The following is a 25,715-nucleotide window of genomic DNA, read 5'->3' on the forward strand; positions in this document are numbered from 1 at the left end:
TATATGGTTGACATTAAACCAGATGAGATATCGGCGATACTGCGCCAGCAACTGGCCCAGGTAGACGGTGGCGCCAGCCTCGAAGAAGTAGGTACCGTATTGCAGATAGGCGACGGTATCGCACGCGTTTACGGTCTTACAGGCGTACGCCAGGGCGAGCTCGTTGAGTTCGACAATGGTGTAAAGGCCATAGCCCTGAACCTCGAAGAGGACAATGTGGGTGTGGTACTTATGGGCGACTATAAGGGCATTCGCGAGGGCGACAAAGTGCGCCGTACCAACAAGATCGCCTCTATAAACGTAGGCGAAGGCATGGTAGGCCGCGTGGTGAACACCCTGGGCGAGGCCATAGATGGTAAAGGCCCCCTGAAAGGTGAGCTGTATGAGATGCCACTGGAGCGTAAAGCGCCGGGCGTTATATACCGCGAGCCGGTGAAGGAGCCCCTGCAGACAGGTATCAAGGCGATAGATGCGATGATCCCCATCGGCCGTGGCCAGCGCGAACTTGTTATCGGCGACCGCCAGACAGGTAAGACGGCTATCTGTATAGATACCATCATCAACCAGAAAGAATTCTACACTGCAGGCAAGCCTGTATACTGTATATATGTTGCCATAGGCCAGAAGGCATCTACCGTTGCCGGTGTGATGAAGACCCTGGAGGACAATGGCGCCATGGCCTATACTACCATAGTAGCGGCCTCGGCTTCAGACCCTGCCCCGCTGCAGTTCTACGCTCCGTTCGCAGGTGCTGCCATAGGCGAGTACTTCCGCGATACAGGCCGTCCTGCACTGGTGATATATGACGACCTTTCGAAGCAGGCCGTGGCCTACCGCGAGGTGTCGCTGCTGCTGCGTCGCCCTCCGGGCCGCGAGGCTTATCCCGGAGACGTGTTCTACCTGCACAGCCGTCTCCTGGAGCGTGCTGCCAAGGTCATCAACAACGATGAAGTGGCCAGGAACATGAACGACCTCCCCGAGAGCATTCGTCACATGGTGAAAGGTGGTGGCTCGCTTACCGCCCTCCCCATCATCGAAACGCAGGCGGGTGACGTATCGGCATACATCCCTACCAACGTTATCTCCATCACCGATGGACAGATATTCCTCGAGTCGAACCTGTTCAACGCCGGTATCCGTCCGGCCATCAACGTGGGTATCTCTGTGAGCCGCGTGGGTGGTAACGCGCAGATCAAGTCGATGAAGAAGGTGGCCGGTACACTGAAGCTGGACCAGGCCCTCTACCGCGAAATGGAAGCCTTCTCTAAGTTCGGTGGCGACCTCGATGCTGCTACAAAGAACGTTATCGACAAGGGTAGCCGCAACGTGGAAATACTGAAGCAGGCACAGTTCAACCCATATAGCGTAGAAAAGCAGGTTGCTATCATCTACCTGGGTACCAATAACCTCATCCGTGAAGTACCTGTGAAGAACACGCGTGCTTTCGAAGAGATGTTCCTGCAGCAGATGGAGCTAAAATACTCCGATGTTCTGAAGGAGTTCAAGAAAGGTAACCTGCCTGAAGAAGGTCTCGCCAAGATGGTGAAACTGGCCCAGGACCTGATACCCCAGTTCAAGAACTAAGTAAAATAACATTATAACCTTACAGCCCCCGTACCACAAGTGCGGGGGCTGTTCTTTTGCCGGCACCTTTTCCGATACGGTCATTGTGAAGCCTGTAGTATCTATTGGCCATAAGGCAGAAGCGACCTTGCGAACCATTATGAACAGAGTAAGAAGCCATCAGGGTCATCAAGCGCATCCCTGTCTGCCGACAGGCAGGCTTGCATCATGGTTCAGGACAATGTGCAAAACAAAAGCGCCCCGAAAACGGGGCGCTGCACCAAACCTATATCACTATATTCTTTACTATTAGTTGTAGTTCACCGTTACGGGTACACCGGTAGCGTTGGTGTACAGACCAGATGCCTGACCGGCAGCTACGTTCAGGGTAGCACCTACGTTCAGGGTCTCAGTACCACCTGCGCTCAGGGTACCTGTGGCAGAAGGTGAGCTTGTGAAGTTGTCTACGGTCATATTGTGTGAAGAACCATCAGTTATTGTGCAAGAAGTAGGAAGAGTTATTGCGTAAGTATAACCACCCTGACCAGAAACTGTGAAGCTGGCAGCAGCTACAGTACCTGTAGTAGCAGGAAGGGTAACACCACCTGCACCTCCTGTGGTACGGGTACCTGCAGGGGCCAGGACAGCAGTACCGGCTATGGTAGCAGACACGGCCACGTTACCGAAGTTCATGTCTACTGTCTTAACGATAGATATGGGGGTGATGATGTTAGCAGATGCAGAAGCAGTAGCAGTGGCCTGGGCAAAAGAGCTGTTAGAGAAAGATACCAGGGCAACAGTTGCGAGAGCGAGAGACTTGAAGATGTTTTTCATTGTAGTTCGTTTTTGTTTGTTTTATGTTTTAGTTTGTTTGTGTTTGACAGGTATATAACCAACGCTGTGCCAGAAACGCAAAACATTGAAAATCAAACGATTGATTTTTGGCATGGCATGCCAAAAATCCATTCGGTGGATATAAATTCCAATAAATGGAAAATGACGCAAGTGTAAGGGCAAAACATCATACCTTAGCTATATGCCCGACATACATATAGCTTCCGCCACCGCCGCCAACCTCGATGCCATTTACGGTTTTGTATGCGCACTGGAAGAGCAGGTATTTGACAAAGAACTGCTGCGTGGCTATTATGAACACTGTCTCTCTTTGCCGCATCATCACTACCTGGTAGCTTTTGTACAGGGTGTGGCAGTGGGTTATATAAGCTGCCATGGGCAGGTGCTGCTGCACCACTGCGGCATTGTGTACGAGATACAGGAGCTATATGTGCAGGAACAGCACAGAGGCATGGGCATAGGTGCCCGGCTGGTGAGGGCCGTAGAAGATATACTGGCCGCAAAGGGATATGCCTCGCTGGAGGTATGCTCCGGCACCCGGCGTACAGATGCACACCGGTTCTACCAGCGCATGGGCTTCAGGCATACTTCTTTCAAATTCGTAAAGGAGCCGTAGGCAGTTACTGTTTCAGTACTTTTTCATGCCTTACTACATTGCCGTCCTTACTGGTGGCGGTCACCATATACATACCGGGAGGAAGATCGGAGATGTCTATATGGTCGCTGCCATTTACACTCTTTAGTATGCCCGAGAGCATGTTCCTTACCGTGATGTGCGCATCGGTCATATCCCTTATGTATACCGGGCCGGTAGTAGGGTTGGGGAACAGGTACGGCACGGATGAGCTATTTACATCTGCTACATCACTTGTGCCGCCCAGGCCTACTATCCATATGTCAAAAGAGCCATAGCCTGCCAGAACATCGCCTTCGGCCCATGTGGATGTTCCTGCCATTATATACTGCCCGGCTCCGGTCTGTATGGTGCAGTTGGCAGCCTCGTAGCCCGTAGTGCTACCGATACATTTATCCCATTGTATAGCGCCGGTGGCCGATAATTTCAGCACCCATACATCAGTGTTCCCTTTATGGCCATGTACATTCCCGTCTCCGCCCGTTACCCAGCCCGATACGATAAAGCCGCTATCGCTGGCCACCTCTATCCCATTGGCCCCATCGTCCATGGTACTACCGTAGCATTTTTGCCATAGTATATCGCCTGTGGCCGATAGCTTTAGTACCCACATATCGCCACCACCTACTTTGGTGGTCAGGTCTCCATTGGTAGAGTTGCTGCCGCCTGCTACTATGTAGCAGTTGTCCGGGGTGGCCCTTATTGCTTGTGCATAGTCGGCCGTGGTGCCGCCATAGCAGCGTTTCCATACCATATCGCCGGTAGCCGATATTTTGGCCACCCACATATCCTCAAAACCATGGTTGTCCGTCATGTCATGATCGGTAGAGTAGGTATCGCCTGCTATTATGTAGCCCCCATCGGCGGTCTGTATCACCGACATCAGGTTGTCATCATAGGTTCCCCCATATGTATGCTGCCATTGTATGGCCCCTGTTTTCGATAGCTTCACCAGCCACATATCATAGCCACCCTTATTTTCGGTCACATGGCCGTCGGCCGATGAGGTGCGGCCTGCCACTATATACCCGCTGTCCGCGGTCTGTTGTATATCGTATCCATACTCGTTGTCCGTGCCACCTGCTATCGTTTGCCACTCTATATCGCCTGTTGCCGATAGTTTCAGTATCCACATATCGAAGCCACCCATATTGCCCGTCAGATCGCCTGCGCTGGAATTGCTGCTGCCACATACTACGAAGCCGCCATCCGTTGTATTGCGCACTGCGTAGCCGTAGTCACTTTCGGGCCCGCCATGGTCGCGTTGCCACATTAGGGTGCCTGTAGCAGACAGCCGGGCCACATACACATTGTACCCATTGCGGCCTGTGGGCATGACGGGTGCAGTACTAGCATGCGTACCCGACACAACGATGCCGCCATCGGGTGTTCGCTGCAGGCCGTATACAAGGTCCTGCCCGGCATCTCCCAGGGTCTTTTGCCAGGCTATGCCGGGTGTTTGTGCAATGCTCTTCCCCGCAGGGAGAGCAAGAACGGCAGCTATTAATAGCCGGAAAAGGAATGGTCTCATAAGGTAGTATTTTGGGTATATATATTAAGACGAGAAAAAACAGGGTAATCTTGGGTCAAGATATATATTATCGTTGCAGTCATATGCGATAAAGCTAATAAGGGGGGTATGCTATGCGAACCAGCCATAAATACTTACTTTTACGCCCTAAAGTAAGGTGATGAGTAACGAACGGAAACGCCCGGTGCGCGTGCTTGTGGCCAAGGTAGGCCTGGATGGGCACGATCGCGGTGCAAAGGTGATAGCCACCGCGCTGCGCGATGCCGGCATGGAAGTGATATACACAGGTCTGCGCCAGACCCCCGAAATGGTAGTGAACACCGCCCTGCAGGAAGATGTGGATGCCCTGGGTATCAGCATCCTCAGCGGTGCGCATATGACCGTGTTCCCCCGTGTGATGGGGTTGATGAAGGAAAAAGGCATGGACAATGTATTGCTCACCGGCGGTGGCATAATCCCCGACGAGGATATGAAGGAGCTACAGGGCATGGGTGTAGGCAAGCTCTTTCCCCCCGGCACATCTACCGCCGATATAGCAGGATATATAACAGATTGGGTGTACGAGCACAGAAAAGAACTACTGTAGCATTAACACACGGTATACCCTAATAACGAACATAAACACACCGCAATGTACCAAACGATACTGACCACTCTGGAGAATGGTATCTGTACCATTACCATAAACCGACCCGACAAAATGAATGCCCTGAACAAGGACGTGATAAACGACCTGGGGCAGGCGCTGGAAGAGGTCTATAACAATAACGAGGTACGCGCGGCCATCATCACCGGCGCGGGCGAAAAGGCCTTTGTGGCCGGCGCCGATATAAGCGAGTTCATACCCCTGGGCGACCGGGAGGGTGCACAACTGGCACAGCGGGGCCGCGAGCTGGTATTTGACAAAATAGAGAACTGCCCCAAACCCATAATAGCGGCCGTGAACGGTTTTTCGCTGGGTGGCGGCTGCGAGCTGGCCATGGCCTGCCATATAAGGGTGGCCTCGGTAAATGCCAAGTTCGGCCAGCCGGAGATAAACCTGGGTATCATACCTGGCTATGGCGGCACACAGCGCCTCACAAGGCTGGTAGGCAAGGGCAAGGCGATGGAGATGATAATGACCGCCGATATGGTAGGCGCCGAAGAGGCAAAGGCCCTGGGCCTGGTGAACCATGTGGTGGCCTCCGAAGACCTGCTGACCAAGGCAAAAGAGATACTGGCCAAGATAGCGGCGAAGCCGCCGCTGGCAGTGGCCAAAATAATAGCCTGTGTGAACGAGGGCGCAAATGCCGACCCCATGGGCTTCGATAATGAGATAAGGAGGTTCGGCGAGTGTTTTGCCACAGAAGATATGAAAGAAGGTGCCGCCGCTTTTCTTGAAAAAAGAAAACCTGTGTTCAAAGGAAAATAATTTATTATCTTCAACCTTCAAATTTTCAGTACATGCAGGCTAAGGTTATCCGCATCTTATCGGTATTATGTATCTTATTGGCTGTGGGCTATACATCCATGGCGCAGAAATACCGCCCTTTCCGTGCGAATGTGGACCAGGACGGCTGGGCCATAGGTATGAACATCGGTGCTACCGACCTGTGGGGCGATGTGGGTACCAATTCTTTTGTAGATCATTATACCAATAGCGGTTATACATCCAAACTGTGTTTCATGGGTGGTATGTTCGGCAGGTATACCTTTCACCCCAGCTTTGCTATAAGGTTCCATGTGAACTATGGCGTGTTCTATGCCACCGACAAATGGAACGAAGATGGTGTAAAGGGCAAAAGCCTGATAGAAGGTAACGACTATGTACAGCGTTACCTGCGCGCGCAGACCGCCAGGACCTCTATAGCAGAGGGTGCGGCCCTGTTCGAGTTCTACCCCCGCCGTTTCAATGTTACCGGCAAGGCATACCGCAGGGGACAACCCTTCATAGCTGCAGGTCTTGCAGTGTTCCACTTCACGCCCTACAGCACTGTGGCCGATGGTAATACCTTTGTGAAGACCTACGATCTTTCGCTGGAAGGACAGGGCTTCGGCTCGGGCTATCCCAAGAAGGCATCGCGCGTACAGCCTGCTGTGCCGCTTTGCATAGGGTACAGGTGGGACATAGGCTCGCGTCTGAACCTGGGTATAGAATATATGTACCGCATGACATTCACCGACCAGCTTGACGGTGTGAGCGGTAAATACATCAGCCAGTTCGAATTCGAGCAGAACCTGTCGCCTGCCGATGCGCAGACCGCAATGGCGATAGCCGATAAGACGAAGTATTACAATCATGCCCTGTCTAACACGCCCGGCACATTCCGTGGCAACCCCGACAATAACGACTCTTATTCTTCATTGGCCATCACCTTTGCCTTCAAGGTGCCCAGCCGCGACCGCATATGGTGGACGACAAAGAAATTCGGCAGCAAATAACAGTTACGAGCTTTCTATACACGAGCGCGCCAGGGTATCTCTGGCGCGTTGTTTTTGTGCCCTATATAGCGCGCCAGTGTGAACAGCATATCCGACAGGCGGTTCAGGTATTGTATCACTATGGGTGGTATCACCTCCTGCTGCTCCTGCATGGCCACGCATATACGCTCTGCGCGGCGGCATACACAGCGCGCTACATGGCAGGTAGATGAGCCCAGGTGGCCACCCGGCAGTATGAAGGAGCGCATCTCGGGCAGGGTCTCGTTCATCTCGTCTATACGTTGCTCCAGCCAGGTCACATCGGTCTCGTGCAGGTCGGGCAGTTTCATCTTTACTTCCTTGTCGGGGTTGGTGGCCAGCACTGCGCCCACGGTAAAGAGCCTGTCCTGCACCTCGCGCAGCCACTCGCTTATGGTAGCATCGGCTGCCAGGTCGCTCACCATGCCTATGTAAGAGTTCAGCTCATCTACAGTGCCATAGCTCTCTATGCGTATATGGCTTTTGGGTACGCGTACACCGCCTATCAGGCTGGTACCGCCCTTGTCTCCTGTCTTGGTATATATCTTGAACACGGTCTGTCTCGTTAATGGTCAAAAAAAATGTGGGGATGGCCCCGCGCATCATTTGTGTGCAGTGGCCTGCTGCCGTATGTCCGATTCCACCACACCATCGCGCACGCGTATCACGCGCTGGGTATAGTTGGCTATGTCTTCCTCGTGCGTTACCAGTACCACGGTATTGCCCTGTGCATGTATGCTGCCGAAGAGTTCCATTATCTCTACCGATGTTTTGGTGTCCAGGTTGCCCGTAGGCTCGTCGGCCAGCAGTATAGATGGATTGTTGATGAGGGCGCGGGCTATGGCCACACGCTGGCTCTGCCCGCCCGATAGCTCGTTGGGCTTGTGGTGCGCACGCTCTGCCAGGCCCACCTTCTGCAACATGGCACGGGCGCGCTCTTCGCGCTCCTTGCGGGCTGCGCCGGAGTATATGAGGGGCAAGGCCACGTTCTCCCATGCCGTCAGACGCGGCAGCAGGTTGAACTGCTGGAACACGAAACCTATCTCCACATTGCGTACATCGGCCAGTTGGTCGTCTACCATATTGCTCACGTTCTTGCCGTTCAGCACATAGGTACCGCCCGTTGGCGTATCTAGGCAGCCCAGTATGTTCATCAGTGTCGATTTGCCCGATCCCGATGGCCCCATCAGTGCCACATATTCGTTCTTGTTTATCAGCAGCGATATGCCTTTCAGTACAGGCAGCTCCTGCTTGCCCATGAAGTAGCTCTTGCGTATGTCTTCAAGCCTTATGACCTCTTTCATCCTTTTTCTACCCTGTAGAATTTCAAAAATACGCATAATTTCACCCTTTCTATGGTCTGTTTTCCCAATTGTAAGATCAACCTGGGCCTGTTCGTCACCGCCAGGCGCAGCGATGGCTACCACGACCTCGCTACTGTGTTCTATCCCCTTACCCCGGTGCATTTTTCGCCGGGCAGGGAAGCGGCAGGCATAAATGAAAATGACCCGGTGCTGAACGATGTGCTGGAGGTAGCACCCGCCACTACTGGCACAGCACAGCTGCACATGAGCGGCCTGCCCGTAAGCGGCGATAAGAACGACAACCTGGTATGGAAGGCATATACCCTGCTACAGCGCCATCACGGCGATAAAGTGCCGCCGCTGGATATATACCTGCACAAGGCCACACCCATGGGTGCAGGCCTGGGTGGCGGCTCTGCCGATGGCGCCTATATGCTGCAGCTACTGAACGACCAATGCGGCCTGGGCCTCACCCGGGAAGAGCTGGCGGCATATGCATTGCAGCTAGGGTCCGATTGTCCTTTCTTTATCTACAACACACCACAGTATGCCACAGGCAGGGGAGAGGTGATGGAGCCTGTGAGCATAGATCTTTCGGCATACCGCATAAAGGTGATATGCCCGGGCATACATGTGTCCACGCGCGATGCCTTTGCGCAGATAACGCCCCGCCCCGCGCCTTTCGCCCTGCGGCAGATAAGCACACTGCCCATTGCCGAATGGCGGCACCACATCCTCAACGATTTTGAGAAGACGGTCTTTGCCATTCATCCGCAGATAGCCGCCATCAAACAACAGCTATACGATGAGGGCGCACTCTATGCCTCTATGACGGGTACCGGCTCGGCAGTATACGGGATCTTTGAGAATGCGATAATGTGAGGGAATGCGATAATGCGGTAATGCGGTAATGTGAGGAATGTGAGGAATGCGATAATTTGTTTTTGGAGTAGGCAGATTTGGCAATTCAAAAATGTGGATAAGCGACAAAAATTTAAAAGGGAATAACACATCTTCAATAGAACAAAAATGCGATAACACGTTTCCGCATTATCGCATTTTTCACATTACCGCATTGTCACATTAACTCAAACCCTCTATCTCGCCGTTTATCAGTTTTATATGCATGGCCTGTGGGTCCTTTGGCAGGCCGGGCATGCGCATTATCTCGCCTGCTACTGCCACTATGAAGCCCGCACCTGCATTTATCACCAGGTCGCGTACATTGATGGTGAAGCCCTCGGGGGCGCATATCTTCTTCTCGTCGTCAGAGAAGGAGTACTGTGTCTTGGCCACGCACACAGGCAGGTTGCCCCAGCCATTGGCCTCGAACTGTTTCAGCTTCGTAGCTGCGCTGCCGCTGAAGGTGACCGCGCCTGCGCGGTATATCTTGGTAGCTATCTTCTCTATCTTCACGCGTATGCTGTCCTCCAGCTCGTAGGTGAAGTTGATGTCCTTCGATGGGTTGTTCTCTATCAGGTCCACCACCTTCTGTGCCAGGCTGGCCGCACCCTCGCCACCACTTACAAAACCGTTGTTGATGGCAAATACCACGCCTTCTTCCTCGCACACACTTTCCAGGTAGGCTATCTCCTCGTCAGAATCGTGCTTGAAGCGGTTGAACGATACTACCACGTTCTGCCCGAAGCCCTTCATGTTCTGTATATGCCTGCGCAGGTTGGGTGCGCCGGCCATCAGCGCTTCCATGTTCTGCTTCGTTATGTCTGCTGCGGGTACGCCGCCATGCAGCTTCAGCGCTGCGGTAGTGGCCACTATCACAGTGGCCTTGGGGCGCAGGCCCGACAGGCGGCACTTTATATCCAGGAATTTCTCTGCGCCCAGGTCGCTGCCAAAGCCCGATTCTGTTACCACATAGTCGTTGCAGCTCAGGGCCATCTTGGTGGCGAGTACCGAGTTGCAGCCGTGCGCTATGTTGGCAAATGGCCCGCCATGTACAAAGGCAGTGGTGTTCTCTGTGGTCTGCACCAGGTTGGGCAGTATGGCGTCCTTCAGCAGTACGGTTATAGATCCTGCTATGTCCAGGTCCTTCACGGTGAACGGGGTCTTGTTGCTGCGGTAGCCCAGCACTATGCGCTCTATACGCGCCTGCAGGTCTTCTTCACTGGTGGCCAGGCAGAAGAGCGCCATTATCTCTGATGCCGGTGTGATGTCGAAGCCCATTTCGGTAGGTATGCCATTGGCGCTGCCACCCAGGCCCGATACCATGTTGCGCAGCGAGCGGTCGTTCACATCCAGCACGCGGCGCCACACTATGCGCTCCAGCGCCTTATCGGTATTGCGGTTCTGGTACTGGTAGTTGTCCAGCAGGGCGGCTATCATGTTGTTGGCACAGGTAATGGCGTGGAAGTCGCCTGTGAAGTGCAGGTTTATGTCTTCCATGGGCAGTACCTGTGAATAGCCGCCACCGGCCGCGCCCCCCTTCATGCCGAAGCAGGGCCCCAGGCTGGGCTCGCGCAGGGCCACGGCGGCCTTCTTGCCTATATAGTTCAGGCCCAGAGACAGGGCCACACTTGTCACCGTCTTGCCCACACCGGCCTTGTTGGGGGTGATGGCCGTTATCAGTATCAGGTTGCTCTGCTGTATCTTCTGCTCGTTTATATAGTGAAGCGGCACCTTTGCCTTGTACTTGCCATATGGTATTATATCGTCGGCATCTATGCCTATGTTGCGGGCTATCTCGCTGATGTGTTTCAGTTTCGTAGACCTCGATATCTCTATATCTGAGGGGAATGACTTTGAGGCTGTCTCTGACATGGTATTTATATTTTGACTTGAAGATAATACAATTATATACTACTCGTGCAAAAGATATGCTACGGCTAACGGAACCATAGCATAGCGGGAATAAGAAGGCCTGCCAGATGTGATATCCGGCAGGCCTTGCAGTTATTTTTGCTTATTGTATTAGCAGTATGTCTCGAAAGCCTGTATCAGGTTGGCGGCTATCATCTGTGCCGAGCGGCCCTCTATGTTGTGACGCTCTATCATATGCACCACCTTGCCGTCCTTCAGCAGGGCTATGGCAGGCGATGATGGCGGGTATGGCAGGAGATAGTGGTCGCGTGCATGCTTCACGGCATCGGTATCAAAGCCCGCAAAGCTGGTGGTGAGGCGGTCGGGTACCTTGGCAGCGTTCTTTACGGCCATCAGTACACCGGGCCTGGCAGTACCTGCAGAGCAGCCACATACACTATTTATCATCAGCAGGGTGGTACCGGCTTGTTTCAATGCGTTATCTACCTGCTCGGCCGACAACAACTCTGAGAACCCCTGTGTGGTCAGCTCGGCCTTCATAGGGGCTACTATCTGTTCTGGATACATTGTATTTTATTTAGTATATTATGCAACTATTTACATAGCAAAGTTACGACAAGAAGCATAACAGGCATCTACCATGCTTATAGATAAGCTCTCTATGGCTATAAGCGCATGTGCAGGCTATGAGCACACGTCGTACATTTGAAGATACCATATGAGATACCCAACTGTTATATACCTGTTCCTGTTTTGCTGCCCGTTTATATCTGCAGCCAGGCAAAGCATGGCCGACAGCCTTATGACCCTGATGAAAGTACCACCGCCGCCCAAGCCCGATAAGACACAGGCATTGGAGATATACGAACGCCGTGGCGCCGAGGGCAATGTAAATGCCATGATAGATGCCGGCCTGCTGTATGAGCGTGGCGATGGCATACCGCAAGACGACAAAAAGGCCATAGAGTGGTTTCAGCGCGCGGCCGACAAAAAACATGTATGGGGCTATTGCGACCTGGGCCATGTGTACCGCAAAGGAAGAGGCACGGATACTAACTCTGCCCTGGCCATGACGCTATTCCTTAAAGCCGCAGATATGCGCAATGCCAACGCCATGAGCCAGATAGGGCAGATGTATGCCTATGGCGAGGGGGTAAAACAGGACGATAAAGATGCGCTGCACTGGTTCATAATGTCGGCAAAGGAGGGCACAGAGCCGTGGGCCATGATACATATAGGCCGCTGGTACCGCGATGGCAGGGCCGTACCGCGCGATCCTGCCCGGGCGCTGGAGTGGTTCACGAAGGCGGCAGATAAAGGCAATAGTGATGCCATGAACGATATAGGCGACCTCTTTAACAGCGATAGCAGCGGAATGACGGACAGGTACAAGGCCATGGAATGGTACACCCGCGCCGCCCTGAAAGGCGATACAGATGGGCTGAACAGTGTGGCGTGGAAATACCGCATGGGCGAGGGTGGGGTAAAGAAGGACAATGAAAGGGCCGTGATACTCTACAGGGCATCGGTATGGCGGGGCTGCAGGGGGGCAAAAAAGCACCTGGCCGACATGTACAAAAAGGCCCAGGTACCCGAAAAATACCGGAAGGAGATAGGTATACTTATGAAATAGCACCCCCAATTTCCCTTTCCGCTTTTAATTTTTTTAAAATACCTTTGCACCCGAATATTAAAAATTTAACCATAATGTCACTTAACAAGATCCAGGACCTTTTGGGCGATAAGGCCGAATATTATCTCGGTCATACCTGCACCACCATCAGCAAAGATTCCATACATCTGCCTGCCCCGGGCCATATAGATAATGTATGGACACAGTCCAACCGCAACATACAGACCATACGCAGCATCAGTGCCATAGCCGACCACGGTCGCCTGGGCGGTAGCGGCTATGTATCTATACTGCCTGTAGACCAGGGTATAGAGCACAGCGGTGGCGCATCTTTCGCTCCCAATCCCATATACTTCGATCCTGAGAATATCGTTAAGCTGGCCATAGAGGGTGGTTGCAATGCCGTAGCCTCTACTTATGGTGTGCTGGGCTCTGTGGCCCGCAAGTATGCCCACAAGATACCCTTCATAGTAAAGGTGAACCACAACGAGTTCATCTCTTACCCCAACAAGTTCGACCAGATCATGTTCGGCACCATAAAGGATGCATGGAACATGGGCGCTGCAGGTATAGGCGCTACCATATACTTTGGCAGCGACGAGAGCGCACGCCAGATAGTAGAAGTGGCCAAGGCCTTCGAATACGCGCACGAGCTGGGTATGGCCACTGTACTGTGGTGCTACCTGCGCAATGGCAGCTTCAAGAAAGATGGCGTGGACTACCACACCGCTGCCGACCTCACAGGCCAGGCCAACCACCTGGGTGTGACCATACAGGCCGACATCATAAAACAGAAACTGCCTACCAACAACGGTGGCTACAATGCCATCAACTTCGGTAAGACCAGCAAGCTGGTATACGACAAGCTCACTACCGATCACCCCATCGACCTGTGCCGCTACCAGGTGGCCAACTGCTACATGGGCCGTGTAGGTCTCATCAACTCGGGTGGCGAGTCTAAGGGCGCTACCGATATGGCCGAGGCAGTGATGACAGCCGTGGTGAACAAGCGTGCAGGTGGTATGGGCCTCATCAGCGGCCGCAAGGCGTTCCAGAAGCCTATGGCCGAGGGCGTACAACTGCTGAATGCTATACAGGATGTATACCTCGATAGCTCTGTGACCATAGCCTAATAACGTACCATACGCATACACATAAAGAGAGGGGCCGCATCAGTGATGCGGCCCCCTCTTGCATTTGGTCAGGGATCATTATTACTTTCTCACCATTTCCCAAAGCACCACACCTACGGTAACAGATACGTTCAGTGAATGCTTGGAGCCCCATTGAGGTATCTCTATACATGCATCTGCCAGCGAGAGTGCGGCATCGCTCACCCCGGTGACCTCGTTGCCGAACACAAGTGCGGTACGCTCATACCTTCCTCCGGCACCGGTAAGCGATATGCTGTTGTGCGCCTGTTCTACTGCTGCTATAGTATACCCTTTAGCTCGCGCTGCCGCTATGGCCTCGTTCACCGTAGCGAAATGTCGCCATGCTACTGTATCGGTAGCGCCGAGAGCGGTCTTGTGTATATCGCGGTGCGGTGGCTGTGGGGTGTAGCCGCACAGGTACAGCTCCTCTACCGCAAAGGCATCGCAGGTGCGGAACACAGATCCTACGTTCTGCATACTGCGTACATCGTCCAGTATCACTATGAGCGGATGTTTGGGTGCAGCCCTCTGCTCTTCGGCAGAGGGACGACCCAGTTCGTCCATTGTCTTGCGTTGTATCACTTGCTAAGGAAGTAATTGGTTTAAAAAGGTAATTAGTTAAAAGGTCAATAGGGCTGAGGCATACTACTCTCCCGTATTCACCTGCACCTTGTATACCTCGGGGCGGGCCGTATTGATGGGTATGCCTAATGCCTCGTAGATATAATCCTGCGCTACGGTGCGTACACTCAGCTTGTTGATCTTGGTGTTGGAGCTGGAAGGATGTACCCTGTTTGACAGGAAGACGAACACCACACCACTTGCCGGATCGGCCCAGACACAGGTACCGGTAAAGCCCTGGTGACCAAATGTGAGCGCGCTCCACCTGTCACCTGCTCCACCGCCATTATCGGCCTCGGGCAATGCCTTGTCGAAACCCAGGCCACGGTGACTGAGCTTGCTGCCATATGCCGTGAACTTGTCTACGGTGCTTGCCCTGAAATAGGTCTTGCCTGCGTAAACGCCTTTGTTCATCAGCATCTGGAAGATAACGGCCACATCGTTCGCCGTAGCGAAAAGACCGGCATGACCACCTACACCGCCCAGCATGGCCGCGCCGGGGTCGTGTACATAACCGCAGAGCACACCGGGCCTGAAGCCGGTCTCTATCTCTGTGGGTGCTATATTGGTGGCGTTCATATACCGCAGTGGGTTGTACATGATGTTCTTCAGTCTTAGCGGCTTGTAGAACTCATCCTCGGCATAGCGGTCTATAGGTTTGCCTGTTATCTCCTTTATTATAGCCGCCAGAAAGTAGAAGTCCAGATCGCTGTATACCATCTTGCCCTTGTTATCAAGCTTGCTGTCGTATATCTGCTGCCACATGGTATCTACATAGTCATCGCGCAGGAAAACGGTGTTGCATACCTGTACCGAGTAACCGGGCTGTTTGGTACTGCGGTAGTGGTCGGGCTTTATCTTACCACTCTTGTCTACCACATCTTTGTAGAAGGGTATCCAGCCTTTCAGCCCGGCCTGGTGCAGCAGCAGGTCCTTTATCTTTATATTGGCCTTGTTGGTTCCGCGTGCCTGCGGCAGGTGGTCGGCAATGGTACTGTTCAGGTCTAGTTTTCCCTGCTCGTACAGCCGCATCACCGCAAGGGTGGTAGAGAGTACCTTGGTGCAAGATGCCACATCGTACATAGTATTGGCATCTACCTTCTTATGCTTCTCGTAATCGAGGTAGCCAAAGGCCTTGTCATAGAACACATTACCATTGCGCGCTGCCAGTACGCGGCAGCCTGGGAACACACCCTGTGCTATACAGCGCGCCATGAACATATCCAGCTTATCGAGCGAGGCCTGCTCTACCACACCTGCCTCGCCAGGGAAGGCAGGCCGCAGCACTGCTGATGGTTCTTTCAACTTCACCTTCAGTGCGAATGGTGACGGGCATACACTCTGGCCATCGGCACATGCGGTGACGGGCAGCTTGCCTTTGGGCTTCAGCTTCTTCAGCAACACTTTGGCCATAGTAAGCTGCGTAAGTGTATCATCCTCGTAACCCACCAGCACCGAGCCCGCACCGCAGAAGTATTGTGTGGCATATGCATTGCCCATCAGCACTATCATCACATTGCGCATACAGGCAGCCTGCTGCAGGAAGGCTATCCCCTCGTCGCCTATGCCATAGTTGCCACCGGGCGTGAAGTTCATGCTATGCACAGCTACTATGACGGTGCTGTACTGAGACAGTTCTTCCAGTATCTCCTGCGCACGGTCTGCGCCAGAACCTTTGGGCAGCCAGTGTGCCTTTACATTGTCGAAACGGTCCTCCAGCGCTTCGTATAGTGGTGTGGATGTAGACGCATTGATGCCCACATAGCCTATGCGCATGGTCTCGTTCAGCTTCTTCAGTACCTGGTTGTCGTCCTTTACCAGGGTAATGGCTGCACGGGCCGTACGCGCACGAATGCTATCGGTGGTCTCGTTCAGGTCTGCTACTATGTTCCTTGTCTCTATCTTCTTCCACGATGACAGGCCTGCATCGTACTTCGCGCCCAGTATCTTTTTTACGCTTTCTTCCAGTCGATCCATGGGTATGGTACCACTATCTATAGCACCCTTTATGCGGGCTATGGCAGCGGGTACATCCTGCGGAAAGAGCAGTATATCATTGCCTGCAGCAAAAGCACGCAGGTCGGCCTCGCCGGGCTCGAAGTAATTGGTAAGCCCCTTCATGTTCAGCGCATCGGTGATGACAAGCCCATCGTAATGCAACCTGTTCTTCAGCAGGCCCGTGATAGTAGCATATGACAGCGTAGTAGGCAGGTGCGGCGTACCCTCTATGGATGGCACTTCCAGGTGGGCCACCATTATGCTCTTTACCTTCTCTGCTATCACCTGGCGGAAGGGGAAAAGTTCTACAGAATCGAGCTGACTGACGGAGCGCGATATAAGTGGCAGATCGGCATGAGAATCGGTACTGGTATTGCCATGCCCGGGAAAGTGCTTGGCACAGGCCATAACGCCATTCTTCTGCAGGCCGCGTACATATGCGCGGCCCATACGCGCTACCTGTGTCTTCTCCTCGCCAAATGAACGTGAGTTGATGACAGGATTGGCAGGGTTGTTGTTCACATCCACATCGGGGGCGAAGTTGATGTGCATGCCCAGCCTCTTGAACTGTTTGGCGATAGCCGCAGCCATACGCGATACTATGCCTGTATCGCGTGTAGCGCCCAGCATCATTTGCCGGGGCATGGGCTTCACACTATCAAGGCGCATACCTACACCCCATTCGGCATCCATACCTATGAGCAGGGGCACATTGGCCATGCCCTGATACTTGTTTGTAAGCAGGGCCTGCCGCGCAGGGCCGCCCTGCATGAATATAAGGCCACCTACCTGGTGGTTGGCGAGCAGCTCGGTCACCTTATCCTCGTTATAGTTCTTACCACCCGAATAGGCGCTGACCATGAACAACTGTCCTATACGCTCTTCCAACGTGAGGCGTTCATAGACATCATTCACCCAGTTCTCTTTCTCTGCATTCTCTATACGGCGCGGCTTGCCCCGGTATACCGGCTGGGCCGCTACTACGCCGGCCATTACTGATAATAAGAGAGAAACACATACTACTTTCCGGAGGGATATACGCATAAAACAAAAATAACCCTATTCGCGTAACTATATACCCACCGTTGCACGCGTACATTCTTTTAAGGTTTCGTTTTTGCACATTCTTTATACATTTGATAATATTGAGACAGATGTCGCACGAACACTATATGCAGCGCTGCCTGCAACTGGCGCAGCAGGCCAAAGGCCATACGGCCCCCAATCCTATGGTGGGGGCGGTGCTGGTGCATAGCGGCCGTGTGATAGGCGAGGGCTGGCACCACCACTATGGGGCCGCACATGCCGAGGTGAACTGCCTGGACAATGTAGCGGTGCAGGATAAGCACCTCATTCCCGAGAGCACCATGTATGTGAGCCTGGAGCCCTGCGCGCACCAGGGCCTTACGCCACCTTGCGCACTGCGGCTGGTGGCAGAGAAAGTAAAGCATGTAGTGATAGCCAACAAAGACCCCTTTGCAAGGGTGAACGGCAAGGGCATAGCCATGCTGGAAGGCGCGGGCATACAAGTGACCACCGGCATAATGGAGGCAGAGGGCCTGTGGGTGAACAGGCATTTCTTTTGCGCGCATACCCACAAGCGACCGTATGTGATACTGAAATGGGCACAGACAGCCGATGGCTATATAGGCACTACCGGCAGGCGCAGCATACAGATATCGGGGCCGGAGAGTATGGCGCTATCGCACAAGTGGCGCACCGAAGAGGGGGCGATAATGGTGGGGCATACCACTGCACTGAACGATGACCCGCGGCTGACCGCAAGGCTGCACCATGGCAAGCAGCCACTGCGCATAGCGCTGGACCGCGATCTATCGCTGCCGTCAACGCACCACCTCTTTGACGAGGATGCAGCAACATGGATAGTGAACGAGCGCGATGAAACTATAGCAGGTAATGTACACTACATACAATTACCCTTTGATGAGCAACTGCTGCCCGCACTGCTTACAAGGTTATACGATGCGCACATACTATCGGTAATAGTAGAGGGTGGCGCAGCGCTGCACCGCAGCTTCATACAGCAGGGGCTGTGGGATGAAGCCCGGGTGATAACAAGCCCACTACAGGCCGGGGAAGGGCTTGCGGCCGCAATACCTAAGGGCCATGTAGCTGCATATACGCAGCAGGTGGGCAAAGACACCCTACAGATATATACCCGCCGTGGCAGCGCCTATAGCTATATACAGGGGCAGGAGCTGTGACCCCTCACTACAACTCTATACACACATTCTTTGGCTCGGTAAAGAAGCGGAGCGCATCCCAGCCGCCCTCGCGGCCCACACCACTGTTCTTAAAGCCGCCGAAAGGCGTGCGTAGGTCGCGCAGCAGCCAGCAGTTCACCCATATGATACCGCTCTGCACCTTTGCAGCCACACGGTTGGCACGGCTCACGTCCTGTGTCCATATGGTGGCGCTAAGGCCATAGTCGCTGGTATTGGCAAGTTCCAGCGCCTCTGCTTCGGTCTTGAAGGGTTGCAAGGTCACCACCGGGCCGAATATCTCTTCCATATTGGTGCGGCATTGCGCCCACAACCCTTCTATGATGGTAGGCTCTATGAAAAGGCCATTGGCACAGCGGCCTTCCAGTTTCACCGGGTTGCCACCCAGCAGTATCTTACCGCCCTCCTGCCTGGCCAGCTCTATACAGCTCAGTACCTTGTCGTAGTGCAGCTTGCTCACTACCGCGCCCTGGCGGCTGTGGTCGTCCAGCGGATCGCCGACGGTGAGCTTGCGCGCGCGGGCTATGAAGTCTTCCTTGAATTTTTCGTAAATGCTCTCTTCTACCAGTATGCGGCTGCCGCACAGGCATATCTGCCCCTGGTTGCTGAAGGACGATTGCAGCGTAGTGCGCATCATCTTTTCCCAATCGCAATCGGCAAATATGATGTTGGGGTTCTTGCCACCCAGCTCCAGCGATATCTTCTTGAACATAGGTGCGGCAGTGGCGGCTATATCGCGCCCGGCGCGGGTGCTACCTGTAAATGATATGGCCTTTATGGCAGGGTGTGCTACTATGGCCGCACCACAGCCGGGGCCCGTACCATGCAGTATATTCAGCACACCTGCGGGCAGGCCTGCCTCTATGCATATGTGGCTAAGCAGGTAGGCCGTCATGGGGGTGACCTCGCTGGGCTTGCTCACTACGCAGTTGCCGGCAGCAAGGGCTGGCGCTATCTTCCAGGTAAAGAGGTAGAGCGGCAGGTTCCACGGCGATATGCAGCCCACTATACCCACAGGCTGGCGCAGGGTATAGTTTATCGCCTTGTCCTCCATATTGTGGCTCTCGGTGCTGAAGTGCATGATGCCCGTAGCAAAGAAGCGGAAGTTGCTGGATGCGCGCGGTATATCTACCCGCTTGCTCAGCCACAGCGGCTTGCCATTATCGTTGGTCTCGGCAAGGGCCAGTGCATCCAGGTTGGCATCTATGAGCTCGGCTATACGGTTCAGTATACGAAAGCGCTCCTCTACCGGCGTAGTGCTCCATGCAGGGAAGGCTGCCTTTGCGGCAGCTACTGCAGCCTCCACATCATCGGCATCACTATCGGGCGTGTGGCTGTAATGCTCGCCCGTAGCGGGGTCTATGTTGGGGATATACCTGCCGTTGACGGGTACCTGCAGGGCGCCTGCTATGTAATTGGCTATATGAGCCGGAGCTTTAAGATCCATAGCGCAAAAATAGGAGGATAAAGTGGGAATGTGATATTACGGAACGCCTGCGCCTGTGAGTATTCGTGCGTTGCGAACGCACTTCCGCTGCATCCTCGTTATAAACGAGGACGAGATAAAGTAGCAACGCTATTATCAGCCCAAAAAGACAAAGCCACCTTGTATCCTGGGCAGCACGCGTATCAGCATATCGGGGTTGCCGGTGGCGGGAGTCCTGAATTTGTAGTCGAAAATGACCTCCAGGAAAAAGCCCATTTCGCCATTGTAGTTCTGCGCCCTGCATATTATCTGCTGCAACAGCAGGTTCGTGTCGTTGTCGCGCTTATTTAGCTCTTGCGCTATCTTCGGGTCGGCCTTTACAAAATCGATGGCATTTACATAAAGATGTGATGGCTGCATAGTTTAGTGGTTTTTAAAAAGAAGATAATTTTAAAATTAAAAATTTAGGTAACAATACCCAGTTACACGCAATTTGTATGAATGAAGAAACCGCAAGGAATGTGTAAATTCTTTACGGTTTCTTTTTATCTTTTGATTTAGCATCCCTTACCACGGCTCCAATTAAGTCCATGAAGGTGCCCTTCGTTTCTAATGGCTTTTCATAAGGCTTACGCTTTTTAGGGCCGACTTTCTTTGTTGCTTTAGCCATATCGCAAAGATAGGATTATCCAAACCTTAATAAAAGCAAAAAAAGAAGCAATACTCCTCCCATGAAATGTAAGTATTTCATGAGATATCCATATTTTTTCATCCATTCATGCTTTTGAATGTTTTCGTTGTACAATTTTGCTCCCCATATAGATGCTATGAAAAAATATGGAGACATGATCAGGATCTGAACTATTACTCGCATGGCGTTCTAAGTATTTTTATAACATTCCGAATAAACCAAACAGCACTGTATAGCATGTAAATAAAGGAGGTAGCCAATATTGGTAATGTCAATATTAGATATATAAAATTGTAGTTATTCTCCTCATTTCGCGTTTCTGAAAAAAGCCAATAAGAAACATAAGCCAATGTGGACGGTAGAAACAATTGCATTGGCGCAATAGCCAAAACTTCAAATAATTTATCGGTTTTGGTCATGACACAACTGTTTTATACTCTGGAATATGAATATTGTGATGTCCTTTAAATGTTTCATATTTCTCAATATCATCTTGTGTGACCGGCAGATTATCTACCATGTATTGATATATAAACGCAGCCTCATCAAGCTTCCCTTTTGATATATAACCTTGGGCATAAGCACGCAACTCCGCCAATTGTGTTTGAGCATCATAAGAATTGTCTATTTTAAATCTTATGAACTTTTTCTTTACCACACCAGATATGAACAATACTATTATTGGGAAACAAAACGCTGCAAATGCACTCCACCCCGCATCTCTATTAAGATTTTGCATTGTGTTGTATACCCATACAGATGAAATTATTCTCACGACAAGTTGTGCCCAAATAAGGTTTGGCGTACTATCTGCTGTAATAAACACAGAATGATTGATAAAGGTCCAAATGACCATAAGAAGGACAGCAACAGTGGCTGCAAAATATTGTCTGGGATATCGATCGTCGTAGGTGACCGATGGGATAACTTCTACTTTCATTGTCGTATGTTTTAGGTTATAAAAAAGAAGGCGTAACGTGTATTTCCTTTTTGCAACCTAAGGCCTACGACAGCCCACTAATACAAAAAGATACAGTTACGCCAGGCGATGGCACACCGTAAATAATCTCTTGTATTAGTAGTTGCTTCTTTGAGGTCGTAGTTCTAGGTTGCAGTTTACTATCCAGCAGTGTCAATTTATATTCTAACCCCTACATAGGCTTCATTTATTGTTTGAAAAGCAAATTTACAACTCCTACTCGCAAATAAATAAGGTTTTATATTTTGTGGACATATCACAGGCAATGTCGTCAAAGAATCTTAAGACAAAACTGCAAGCAATATTCTTCGGGAAAATACCCCCTGTATTTCAATTAGACAGGGGGTATTGCTCTTAAGAAAGCTCTCAAAAAACAAGGAGTATCTAGCGACAAACTCACAATAGATGACCTGTCAAAGATTAATTTTGCCACGCTCATTTCTGACCTTAACACTGCACATATTTCCAAGAAAACAAATACCATAAGTAAAAGCCAAGAAGAACTAGAGCAAGATGTCGAAATAGCAAAAATGGACATTGGAACAGCCGCTAGATATGAACTTATGGAGCTATCCCAAGATCAATCAATACACCCATTGGATAAATATGTCTATTGTCATTTTTGGAGAAGGTACTATGAAAATTGGGGCTATATCTATCAAGTGGACATCATACAACACCAAGCACAATTCATTGAACAATTAAAGCAATTTGAAACTTACTATTTCAGCACGTCAATGGCTGAATTTTCTGACACTCAGACCCCATCCAAAGAACCTCCTGTTTTATCTGATATATGGAATCGTGGAGAGCGTGTTCTTGAAGTAATATCCAATGAACTATATGATGCGGGATATATAGAAGATCCAATGGATTTCAAGATGGCATTCTACACAAACACCAATAGCAAATGTAATTGGATAGGCACAAACACCTCACTTCTTTACCTACTTACCATCGCGTTACATAGGCATATAAAAAACGTTCCCAAAACAGTAAGAGACTTGTCTGCGTCTCGCTTCCTTATAAATGGGAAAGAGAAGTCCCAAGAAATCACTAGAACAATATCGGCCAAGGTTAAGCCTCACCTTGTAAAAGACAAAACAGAACTTAATGCCGATTATAGAAAGATTTTTCTAATCCTCGAAAAGTCTTTACAGTAAAGAAATGTAACTGTTTTTGTAACTATCGTAACCCTTCCGTAACCATTTTTTGAAACCAAATTGTCGGCACAATAAATGTCCCGGTAGGACATTTGTGTAAATGAAAAAACCCACCTGGCAGGGTGGGCAATTCGTTTAAAAGTTGGGCCGTTCAGGTTTGATTATTGTTGGCTACCCACCCACGATAAATCGGTTCGACTCCGATGCGGTCCTCTTAATGCGCTTGTAGTTCAAGTGGACAGAACAGTCACCTACTAAGTATCAAATTTCGGTTCGACTCCGAACGGGCGCACTATGCTGTAAAGATAGCACACTGGAATAAAATAGACAAAAATTTTGTGGATAACCCAATAAAATAATTAGCACGAGTTGCACGCAAAATTTGTATCTTTGCTGTAGCAAAACACACCTACGTTATGCAGTTCAAATTCAAGACAATTCAAGAGTTCAACGACTTCTTCAAGGATGAAAGGACATGCTATGAATTTATGGAACAGCAGCGCTGGGGCAATGTGGCCGTTTGCCCACACTGCGGCACTGCTAAGGCTCCATACAAAGTGAAGCCTCGTGGCATGTTTAAGGATATTCCGTCGTATCGTTGCTCTGAAAGAACTTGTGACCTGCCATTCACAGTGAGGACTGGAAGTATATTTGAAGGAAGCAAAGTAGAGTTACGCAAATGGCTACAGGCTTGTTATGAGATAATGACCAGCAAGAAGGGCATTAGTTCTCATGAACTGGCAATCAGGATAGGGGTCAGCCAAAAGACAGGATGGCTGATGAACCACAAGATCCGCACTCTACTTCAAGAAACTGCTCCACAGTTGTTGGGCGGAAATGGTAGTCCTGTCCAGGCAGACGAGACATATGTGGGAGGCAAGAACAAGAACCGCCACAAGGATAAGAAAGTCGAAGGTTCACAAGGCCGCAGCGCGGCAGATAAAACGCCAGTTGTTGGACTGATCGAGAAGGGTGGTAAGGTTATGACATTCGTTACAGAGAATACGAATGCCGACACCCTGAATACTATCATCAACGACAATGTAGCAGAAGGAGCCACGATAGTAACAGATGCGTATCGTTCATACTCGACCATCGGTAACGCCTACGAGCACATCACCGTAAAACATGAAGAAGGGGGCTACATAACCGAGCGCAACGGCAATAAGTTCCACACCCAGAATATTGAGAACTTTTGGAGCCAGCTAAAAAGGGGGTATGTGGGTATTTACCACTACATGAGCCCACAGCACCTCCACAGGTACTGCAACGAATTCGCTACACGCTACAACCTACGCGAACAAAACAACCTTGATCGTGTATTGTTCGTAATCAACAACACGAATACAGAGCGCATTACTTACCGCACTCTAACACCGAACATTCCTAAATTCCTGAAAAGGCCCAAGGAATAAATTGGTATTTTGGGCGAAACACACACATGCAATTCCACACTACCACTAGACAAATGGCCTTGAAATATCAGGCTGACCATATGTATCTTATAGATAAGGCGTATTTCATCAACCCCAAAGATGAAAGAAGATATCTTATCAGAGCCATAATAATATTGCCATCCGACAGGGAACTATTTGAAAGTATGGCAGACTTGATAGTGCAATATTATCTAGGCCACGCTCAAATAGGACAACTCCGAGCCATGTCGGAATCTTACAATAAAGACGAGTTTACTGTTGTTTTGTTTGGGCGAACAGATTCATTATCGGATCCAGTGGTTGCGTATGCGGCATTGAGCCAATTGGTAACAGATACTGGCGAATTAACGGTTGGTTTTCCTTTCCCACTATCGGAACGCTAGGTCTTATCTTGGTTGTTATTTTCTTTTTCATAGTAGACGCTATGTTGTTAACTTTAAATGAAATATCTATACGTTTGCGTGTAAGTGGGTATTGTTACCAAAATTTATCTAAATAAAAGCAAGCTAGGTAGAGAATTAAATTAACCTGTAGTGATCTCTTGTGCGTTCTTGTCCCTCTCCAGACCTTATTTTTGCAATAGCAGTGTCATTAACATGCTCTTATAACAAAAAAGTAACGATGTAGGGGTTACTTTTTCCATAAAACGGTATCAACTAGTGCAAAGCCTGACGACCACGGAACAAGATCTTCTAGCTGCGCTTGCCAGCGGGCAGCGTGCGGCCACGGAACAGATATATCGCCAGAACTATCACATCATAAGCGGATGGCTGATAAAGAATGGCGGTTCGGCAACGGATGCCGCCGACCTGTTCCAGGAGGCGATGGTGGTGTTGTTCGGCAAGGCGCAGGAAGAGGAGTTCAGGCTGACGTGCAGTATAGGCACCTACCTGTTCGCCATAAGCAAGCACCTGTGGTACAAAAAACTACAGAAGCAGAGCCGAAACCCGGTAGCCCTGTACGACAATACAGGTGCGGAAGACGAGGAAGAGACAGGAATAGCATACGAGGACGATATAAACGTACACCATGAAAGAGAGGCCCACTACGAACAGCTGGATAATGCGCTGGACCAACTGGGCGAACCCTGCAGATCGATACTGAAGGCTTACTACCATCACGACAAGAGCATGCAGGAAATAGCGGCCGACTTTGGGTATACCAACCCCGACAACGCCAAAACACAGAAATACAAGTGCCTGGCACGGCTGCGCAAACTGTTCTACAGTATGTGAGGCGGCAAGGAAATGATAAATGTTTCGATAAAGAT

The 25,715-nt window shown here is 51.0% G+C and carries 25 protein-coding genes and 1 tRNA gene; 14 read left to right on the plus strand and 12 right to left on the minus strand.

Annotated features, from left to right (window positions below; genetic code table 11):
• Positions 1-3: 3 nt before the first annotated feature.
• Positions 4-1,584, plus strand: a complete 1,581-nt coding sequence (gene atpA, locus ABD843_RS05200; protein WP_345079560.1) for a F0F1 ATP synthase subunit alpha — start codon at positions 4-6, stop codon at positions 1,582-1,584.
• Positions 1,585-1,872: 288 nt separating this feature from the next.
• On the opposite strand, the gene ABD843_RS05205 is transcribed toward atpA, so the two are convergent.
• A complete protein-coding gene (locus ABD843_RS05205) occupies positions 1,873-2,397 on the minus strand; it encodes a DUF4402 domain-containing protein (RefSeq protein ID WP_345079563.1) in 525 nt (174 codons plus the stop codon).
• Between the two features lie 202 nt (positions 2,398-2,599).
• Between ABD843_RS05205 and ABD843_RS05210 the strand changes: the two genes are divergently transcribed.
• Positions 2,600-3,034, plus strand: a complete 435-nt coding sequence (locus ABD843_RS05210; protein ID WP_345079566.1) for a GNAT family N-acetyltransferase — start codon at positions 2,600-2,602, stop codon at positions 3,032-3,034.
• A 4-nt stretch (positions 3,035-3,038) separates the two neighbouring features.
• Here the strand turns inward: ABD843_RS05210 and ABD843_RS05215 are convergent, their stop codons facing one another.
• Positions 3,039-4,583, minus strand: a complete 1,545-nt coding sequence (locus ABD843_RS05215; protein ID WP_345079569.1) for a T9SS type A sorting domain-containing protein — start codon at positions 4,581-4,583, stop codon at positions 3,039-3,041.
• Between the two features lie 160 nt (positions 4,584-4,743).
• On the opposite strand from ABD843_RS05215, the gene ABD843_RS05220 reads away from it, so the two are divergent.
• From ABD843_RS05220 to ABD843_RS05230, 3 genes are read left to right on the plus strand one after another with little or no spacing between them, the layout of a single operon-like run.
• Positions 4,744-5,169: a cobalamin B12-binding domain-containing protein gene (locus ABD843_RS05220; RefSeq protein ID WP_345079572.1), complete on the plus strand. Its 426-nt coding sequence runs from the start codon at positions 4,744-4,746 to the stop codon at positions 5,167-5,169.
• Between the two features lie 45 nt (positions 5,170-5,214).
• The gene (locus ABD843_RS05225; RefSeq protein ID WP_345079575.1) at positions 5,215-5,994 is read left to right on the plus strand and encodes an enoyl-CoA hydratase/isomerase family protein; all 780 of its coding nucleotides are present in this window, start codon (positions 5,215-5,217) and stop codon (positions 5,992-5,994) included.
• A gap of 32 nt (positions 5,995-6,026) precedes the next feature.
• Positions 6,027-7,004, plus strand: coding sequence for a hypothetical protein (locus tag ABD843_RS05230; protein WP_345079578.1), 978 nt, complete (start codon positions 6,027-6,029; stop codon positions 7,002-7,004).
• Positions 7,005-7,018: 14 nt separating this feature from the next.
• Here ABD843_RS05230 and ABD843_RS05235 read toward each other — a convergent pair whose 3' ends face one another.
• Positions 7,019-7,576, minus strand: coding sequence for a cob(I)yrinic acid a,c-diamide adenosyltransferase (locus ABD843_RS05235; RefSeq protein ID WP_345079581.1), 558 nt, complete (start codon positions 7,574-7,576; stop codon positions 7,019-7,021).
• Positions 7,577-7,624: 48 nt separating this feature from the next.
• A complete protein-coding gene (locus ABD843_RS05240) occupies positions 7,625-8,326 on the minus strand; it encodes an ABC transporter ATP-binding protein (protein ID WP_345079585.1) in 702 nt (233 codons plus the stop codon).
• 51 nt (positions 8,327-8,377) lie between these two features.
• On the opposite strand from ABD843_RS05240, the gene ABD843_RS05245 reads away from it, so the two are divergent.
• Positions 8,378-9,208 carry a 4-(cytidine 5'-diphospho)-2-C-methyl-D-erythritol kinase gene (locus ABD843_RS05245; protein ID WP_345079588.1) on the plus strand — a complete coding sequence of 277 codons (831 nt, stop codon included), beginning with the start codon at positions 8,378-8,380 and terminating at the stop codon, positions 9,206-9,208.
• A 201-nt stretch (positions 9,209-9,409) separates the two neighbouring features.
• Here the strand turns inward: ABD843_RS05245 and ABD843_RS05250 are convergent, their stop codons facing one another.
• A complete protein-coding gene (locus tag ABD843_RS05250) occupies positions 9,410-11,101 on the minus strand; it encodes a formate--tetrahydrofolate ligase (RefSeq protein WP_345079591.1) in 1,692 nt (563 codons plus the stop codon).
• A 150-nt stretch (positions 11,102-11,251) separates the two neighbouring features.
• Positions 11,252-11,668 carry a BrxA/BrxB family bacilliredoxin gene (locus tag ABD843_RS05255; RefSeq protein ID WP_345079594.1) on the minus strand — a complete coding sequence of 139 codons (417 nt, stop codon included), beginning with the start codon at positions 11,666-11,668 and terminating at the stop codon, positions 11,252-11,254.
• A 220-nt stretch (positions 11,669-11,888) separates the two neighbouring features.
• Between ABD843_RS05255 and ABD843_RS05260 the strand changes: the two genes are divergently transcribed.
• Both ABD843_RS05260 and ABD843_RS05265 read left to right on the plus strand, forming a co-directional pair.
• Complete coding sequence (locus ABD843_RS05260; protein WP_345079597.1) at positions 11,889-12,734, plus strand: tetratricopeptide repeat protein; 846 nt, start codon at positions 11,889-11,891, stop codon at positions 12,732-12,734.
• 74 nt (positions 12,735-12,808) lie between these two features.
• Complete coding sequence (locus ABD843_RS05265) at positions 12,809-13,867, plus strand: class I fructose-bisphosphate aldolase (protein WP_345079600.1); 1,059 nt, start codon at positions 12,809-12,811, stop codon at positions 13,865-13,867.
• 81 nt (positions 13,868-13,948) lie between these two features.
• Here ABD843_RS05265 and ABD843_RS05270 read toward each other — a convergent pair whose 3' ends face one another.
• Positions 13,949-14,470, minus strand: a complete 522-nt coding sequence (locus ABD843_RS05270; protein WP_345079603.1) for an RNA methyltransferase — start codon at positions 14,468-14,470, stop codon at positions 13,949-13,951.
• 63 nt (positions 14,471-14,533) lie between these two features.
• Positions 14,534-17,500: a serine hydrolase domain-containing protein gene (locus ABD843_RS05275; RefSeq protein WP_345079606.1), complete on the minus strand. Its 2,967-nt coding sequence runs from the start codon at positions 17,498-17,500 to the stop codon at positions 14,534-14,536.
• A 161-nt stretch (positions 17,501-17,661) separates the two neighbouring features.
• Here ABD843_RS05275 and ribD point away from each other — a divergent pair, with 161 nt between their 5' ends.
• On the plus strand, positions 17,662-18,732 hold the full coding sequence (gene ribD / locus ABD843_RS05280) for a bifunctional diaminohydroxyphosphoribosylaminopyrimidine deaminase/5-amino-6-(5-phosphoribosylamino)uracil reductase RibD (RefSeq protein ID WP_345079609.1): 1,071 nt from the start codon (positions 17,662-17,664) through the stop codon (positions 18,730-18,732).
• A 7-nt stretch (positions 18,733-18,739) separates the two neighbouring features.
• Here the strand turns inward: ribD and ABD843_RS05285 are convergent, their stop codons facing one another.
• The 4 genes from ABD843_RS05285 to ABD843_RS05300 all read right to left on the minus strand — a co-directional run bounded on the left by ABD843_RS05285 (position 18,740) and on the right by ABD843_RS05300 (position 21,807).
• Positions 18,740-20,197 carry an aldehyde dehydrogenase gene (locus tag ABD843_RS05285; protein WP_345079612.1) on the minus strand — a complete coding sequence of 486 codons (1,458 nt, stop codon included), beginning with the start codon at positions 20,195-20,197 and terminating at the stop codon, positions 18,740-18,742.
• A 135-nt stretch (positions 20,198-20,332) separates the two neighbouring features.
• Complete coding sequence (locus ABD843_RS05290; protein ID WP_345079614.1) at positions 20,333-20,596, minus strand: hypothetical protein; 264 nt, start codon at positions 20,594-20,596, stop codon at positions 20,333-20,335.
• A 112-nt stretch (positions 20,597-20,708) separates the two neighbouring features.
• Positions 20,709-20,846 (minus strand): hypothetical protein, encoded by a 138-nt coding sequence (locus tag ABD843_RS05295; RefSeq protein ID WP_345079617.1) that lies wholly within the window; start codon positions 20,844-20,846, stop codon positions 20,709-20,711.
• 436 nt (positions 20,847-21,282) lie between these two features.
• The gene (locus ABD843_RS05300) at positions 21,283-21,807 is read right to left on the minus strand and encodes a hypothetical protein (protein ID WP_345079619.1); all 525 of its coding nucleotides are present in this window, start codon (positions 21,805-21,807) and stop codon (positions 21,283-21,285) included.
• Between the two features lie 569 nt (positions 21,808-22,376).
• Here ABD843_RS05300 and ABD843_RS05305 point away from each other — a divergent pair.
• The 5 genes from ABD843_RS05305 (at position 22,377) to ABD843_RS05325 (ending at position 25,680) form a co-directional block, all read left to right on the plus strand.
• On the plus strand, positions 22,377-23,009 hold the full coding sequence (locus ABD843_RS05305) for a hypothetical protein (RefSeq protein WP_345079622.1): 633 nt from the start codon (positions 22,377-22,379) through the stop codon (positions 23,007-23,009).
• A 219-nt stretch (positions 23,010-23,228) separates the two neighbouring features.
• Positions 23,229-23,301 (plus strand) — tRNA-Ser (locus ABD843_RS05310).
• A 124-nt stretch (positions 23,302-23,425) separates the two neighbouring features.
• Positions 23,426-24,424 (plus strand): IS1595 family transposase, encoded by a 999-nt coding sequence (locus ABD843_RS05315; RefSeq protein WP_345079625.1) that lies wholly within the window; start codon positions 23,426-23,428, stop codon positions 24,422-24,424.
• A gap of 53 nt (positions 24,425-24,477) precedes the next feature.
• Positions 24,478-24,828, plus strand: coding sequence for a hypothetical protein (locus ABD843_RS05320; protein WP_345079628.1), 351 nt, complete (start codon positions 24,478-24,480; stop codon positions 24,826-24,828).
• A 276-nt stretch (positions 24,829-25,104) separates the two neighbouring features.
• Entirely contained in the window at positions 25,105-25,680 is a 576-nt protein-coding gene (locus ABD843_RS05325; protein ID WP_345079631.1) for an RNA polymerase sigma factor, read from the plus strand.
• The last annotated feature ends 35 nt before the right edge of the window (positions 25,681-25,715 follow it).

Source organism: Nemorincola caseinilytica (genome assembly GCF_039540515.1).
Taxonomy (GTDB): domain Bacteria; phylum Bacteroidota; class Bacteroidia; order Chitinophagales; family Chitinophagaceae; genus Nemorincola; species Nemorincola caseinilytica.

What these genes read in the sequence shown, in the direction of transcription:
- atpA (WP_345079560.1), top strand. Translation starts at nt 4, where the DNA reads ATGGTTGACATTAAACCAGATGAGATATCGGCGATACTGCGCCAGCAA.
- ABD843_RS05205 (WP_345079563.1), bottom strand. Translation starts at nt 2,397, where the DNA reads ATGAAAAACATCTTCAAGTCTCTCGCTCTCGCAACTGTTGCCCTGGTA.
- ABD843_RS05210 (WP_345079566.1), top strand. Translation starts at nt 2,600, where the DNA reads ATGCCCGACATACATATAGCTTCCGCCACCGCCGCCAACCTCGATGCC.
- ABD843_RS05215 (WP_345079569.1), bottom strand. Translation starts at nt 4,583, where the DNA reads ATGAGACCATTCCTTTTCCGGCTATTAATAGCTGCCGTTCTTGCTCTC.
- ABD843_RS05220 (WP_345079572.1), top strand. Translation starts at nt 4,744, where the DNA reads ATGAGTAACGAACGGAAACGCCCGGTGCGCGTGCTTGTGGCCAAGGTA.
- ABD843_RS05225 (WP_345079575.1), top strand. Translation starts at nt 5,215, where the DNA reads ATGTACCAAACGATACTGACCACTCTGGAGAATGGTATCTGTACCATT.
- ABD843_RS05230 (WP_345079578.1), top strand. Translation starts at nt 6,027, where the DNA reads ATGCAGGCTAAGGTTATCCGCATCTTATCGGTATTATGTATCTTATTG.
- ABD843_RS05240 (WP_345079585.1), bottom strand. Translation starts at nt 8,326, where the DNA reads ATGAAAGAGGTCATAAGGCTTGAAGACATACGCAAGAGCTACTTCATG.
- ABD843_RS05245 (WP_345079588.1), top strand. Translation starts at nt 8,378, where the DNA reads ATGGTCTGTTTTCCCAATTGTAAGATCAACCTGGGCCTGTTCGTCACC.
- ABD843_RS05250 (WP_345079591.1), bottom strand. Translation starts at nt 11,101, where the DNA reads ATGTCAGAGACAGCCTCAAAGTCATTCCCCTCAGATATAGAGATATCG.
- ABD843_RS05255 (WP_345079594.1), bottom strand. Translation starts at nt 11,668, where the DNA reads ATGTATCCAGAACAGATAGTAGCCCCTATGAAGGCCGAGCTGACCACA.
- ABD843_RS05260 (WP_345079597.1), top strand. Translation starts at nt 11,889, where the DNA reads ATGGCCGACAGCCTTATGACCCTGATGAAAGTACCACCGCCGCCCAAG.
- ABD843_RS05265 (WP_345079600.1), top strand. Translation starts at nt 12,809, where the DNA reads ATGTCACTTAACAAGATCCAGGACCTTTTGGGCGATAAGGCCGAATAT.
- ABD843_RS05275 (WP_345079606.1), bottom strand. Translation starts at nt 17,500, where the DNA reads ATGGCCGGCGTAGTAGCGGCCCAGCCGGTATACCGGGGCAAGCCGCGC.
- ribD (WP_345079609.1), top strand. Translation starts at nt 17,662, where the DNA reads ATGTCGCACGAACACTATATGCAGCGCTGCCTGCAACTGGCGCAGCAG.
- ABD843_RS05285 (WP_345079612.1), bottom strand. Translation starts at nt 20,197, where the DNA reads ATGGATCTTAAAGCTCCGGCTCATATAGCCAATTACATAGCAGGCGCC.
- ABD843_RS05290 (WP_345079614.1), bottom strand. Translation starts at nt 20,596, where the DNA reads ATGCAGCCATCACATCTTTATGTAAATGCCATCGATTTTGTAAAGGCC.
- ABD843_RS05295 (WP_345079617.1), bottom strand. Translation starts at nt 20,846, where the DNA reads ATGGCTAAAGCAACAAAGAAAGTCGGCCCTAAAAAGCGTAAGCCTTAT.
- ABD843_RS05300 (WP_345079619.1), bottom strand. Translation starts at nt 21,807, where the DNA reads ATGAAAGTAGAAGTTATCCCATCGGTCACCTACGACGATCGATATCCC.
- ABD843_RS05305 (WP_345079622.1), top strand. Translation starts at nt 22,377, where the DNA reads ATGGACATTGGAACAGCCGCTAGATATGAACTTATGGAGCTATCCCAA.
- ABD843_RS05315 (WP_345079625.1), top strand. Translation starts at nt 23,426, where the DNA reads ATGCAGTTCAAATTCAAGACAATTCAAGAGTTCAACGACTTCTTCAAG.
- ABD843_RS05320 (WP_345079628.1), top strand. Translation starts at nt 24,478, where the DNA reads ATGGCCTTGAAATATCAGGCTGACCATATGTATCTTATAGATAAGGCG.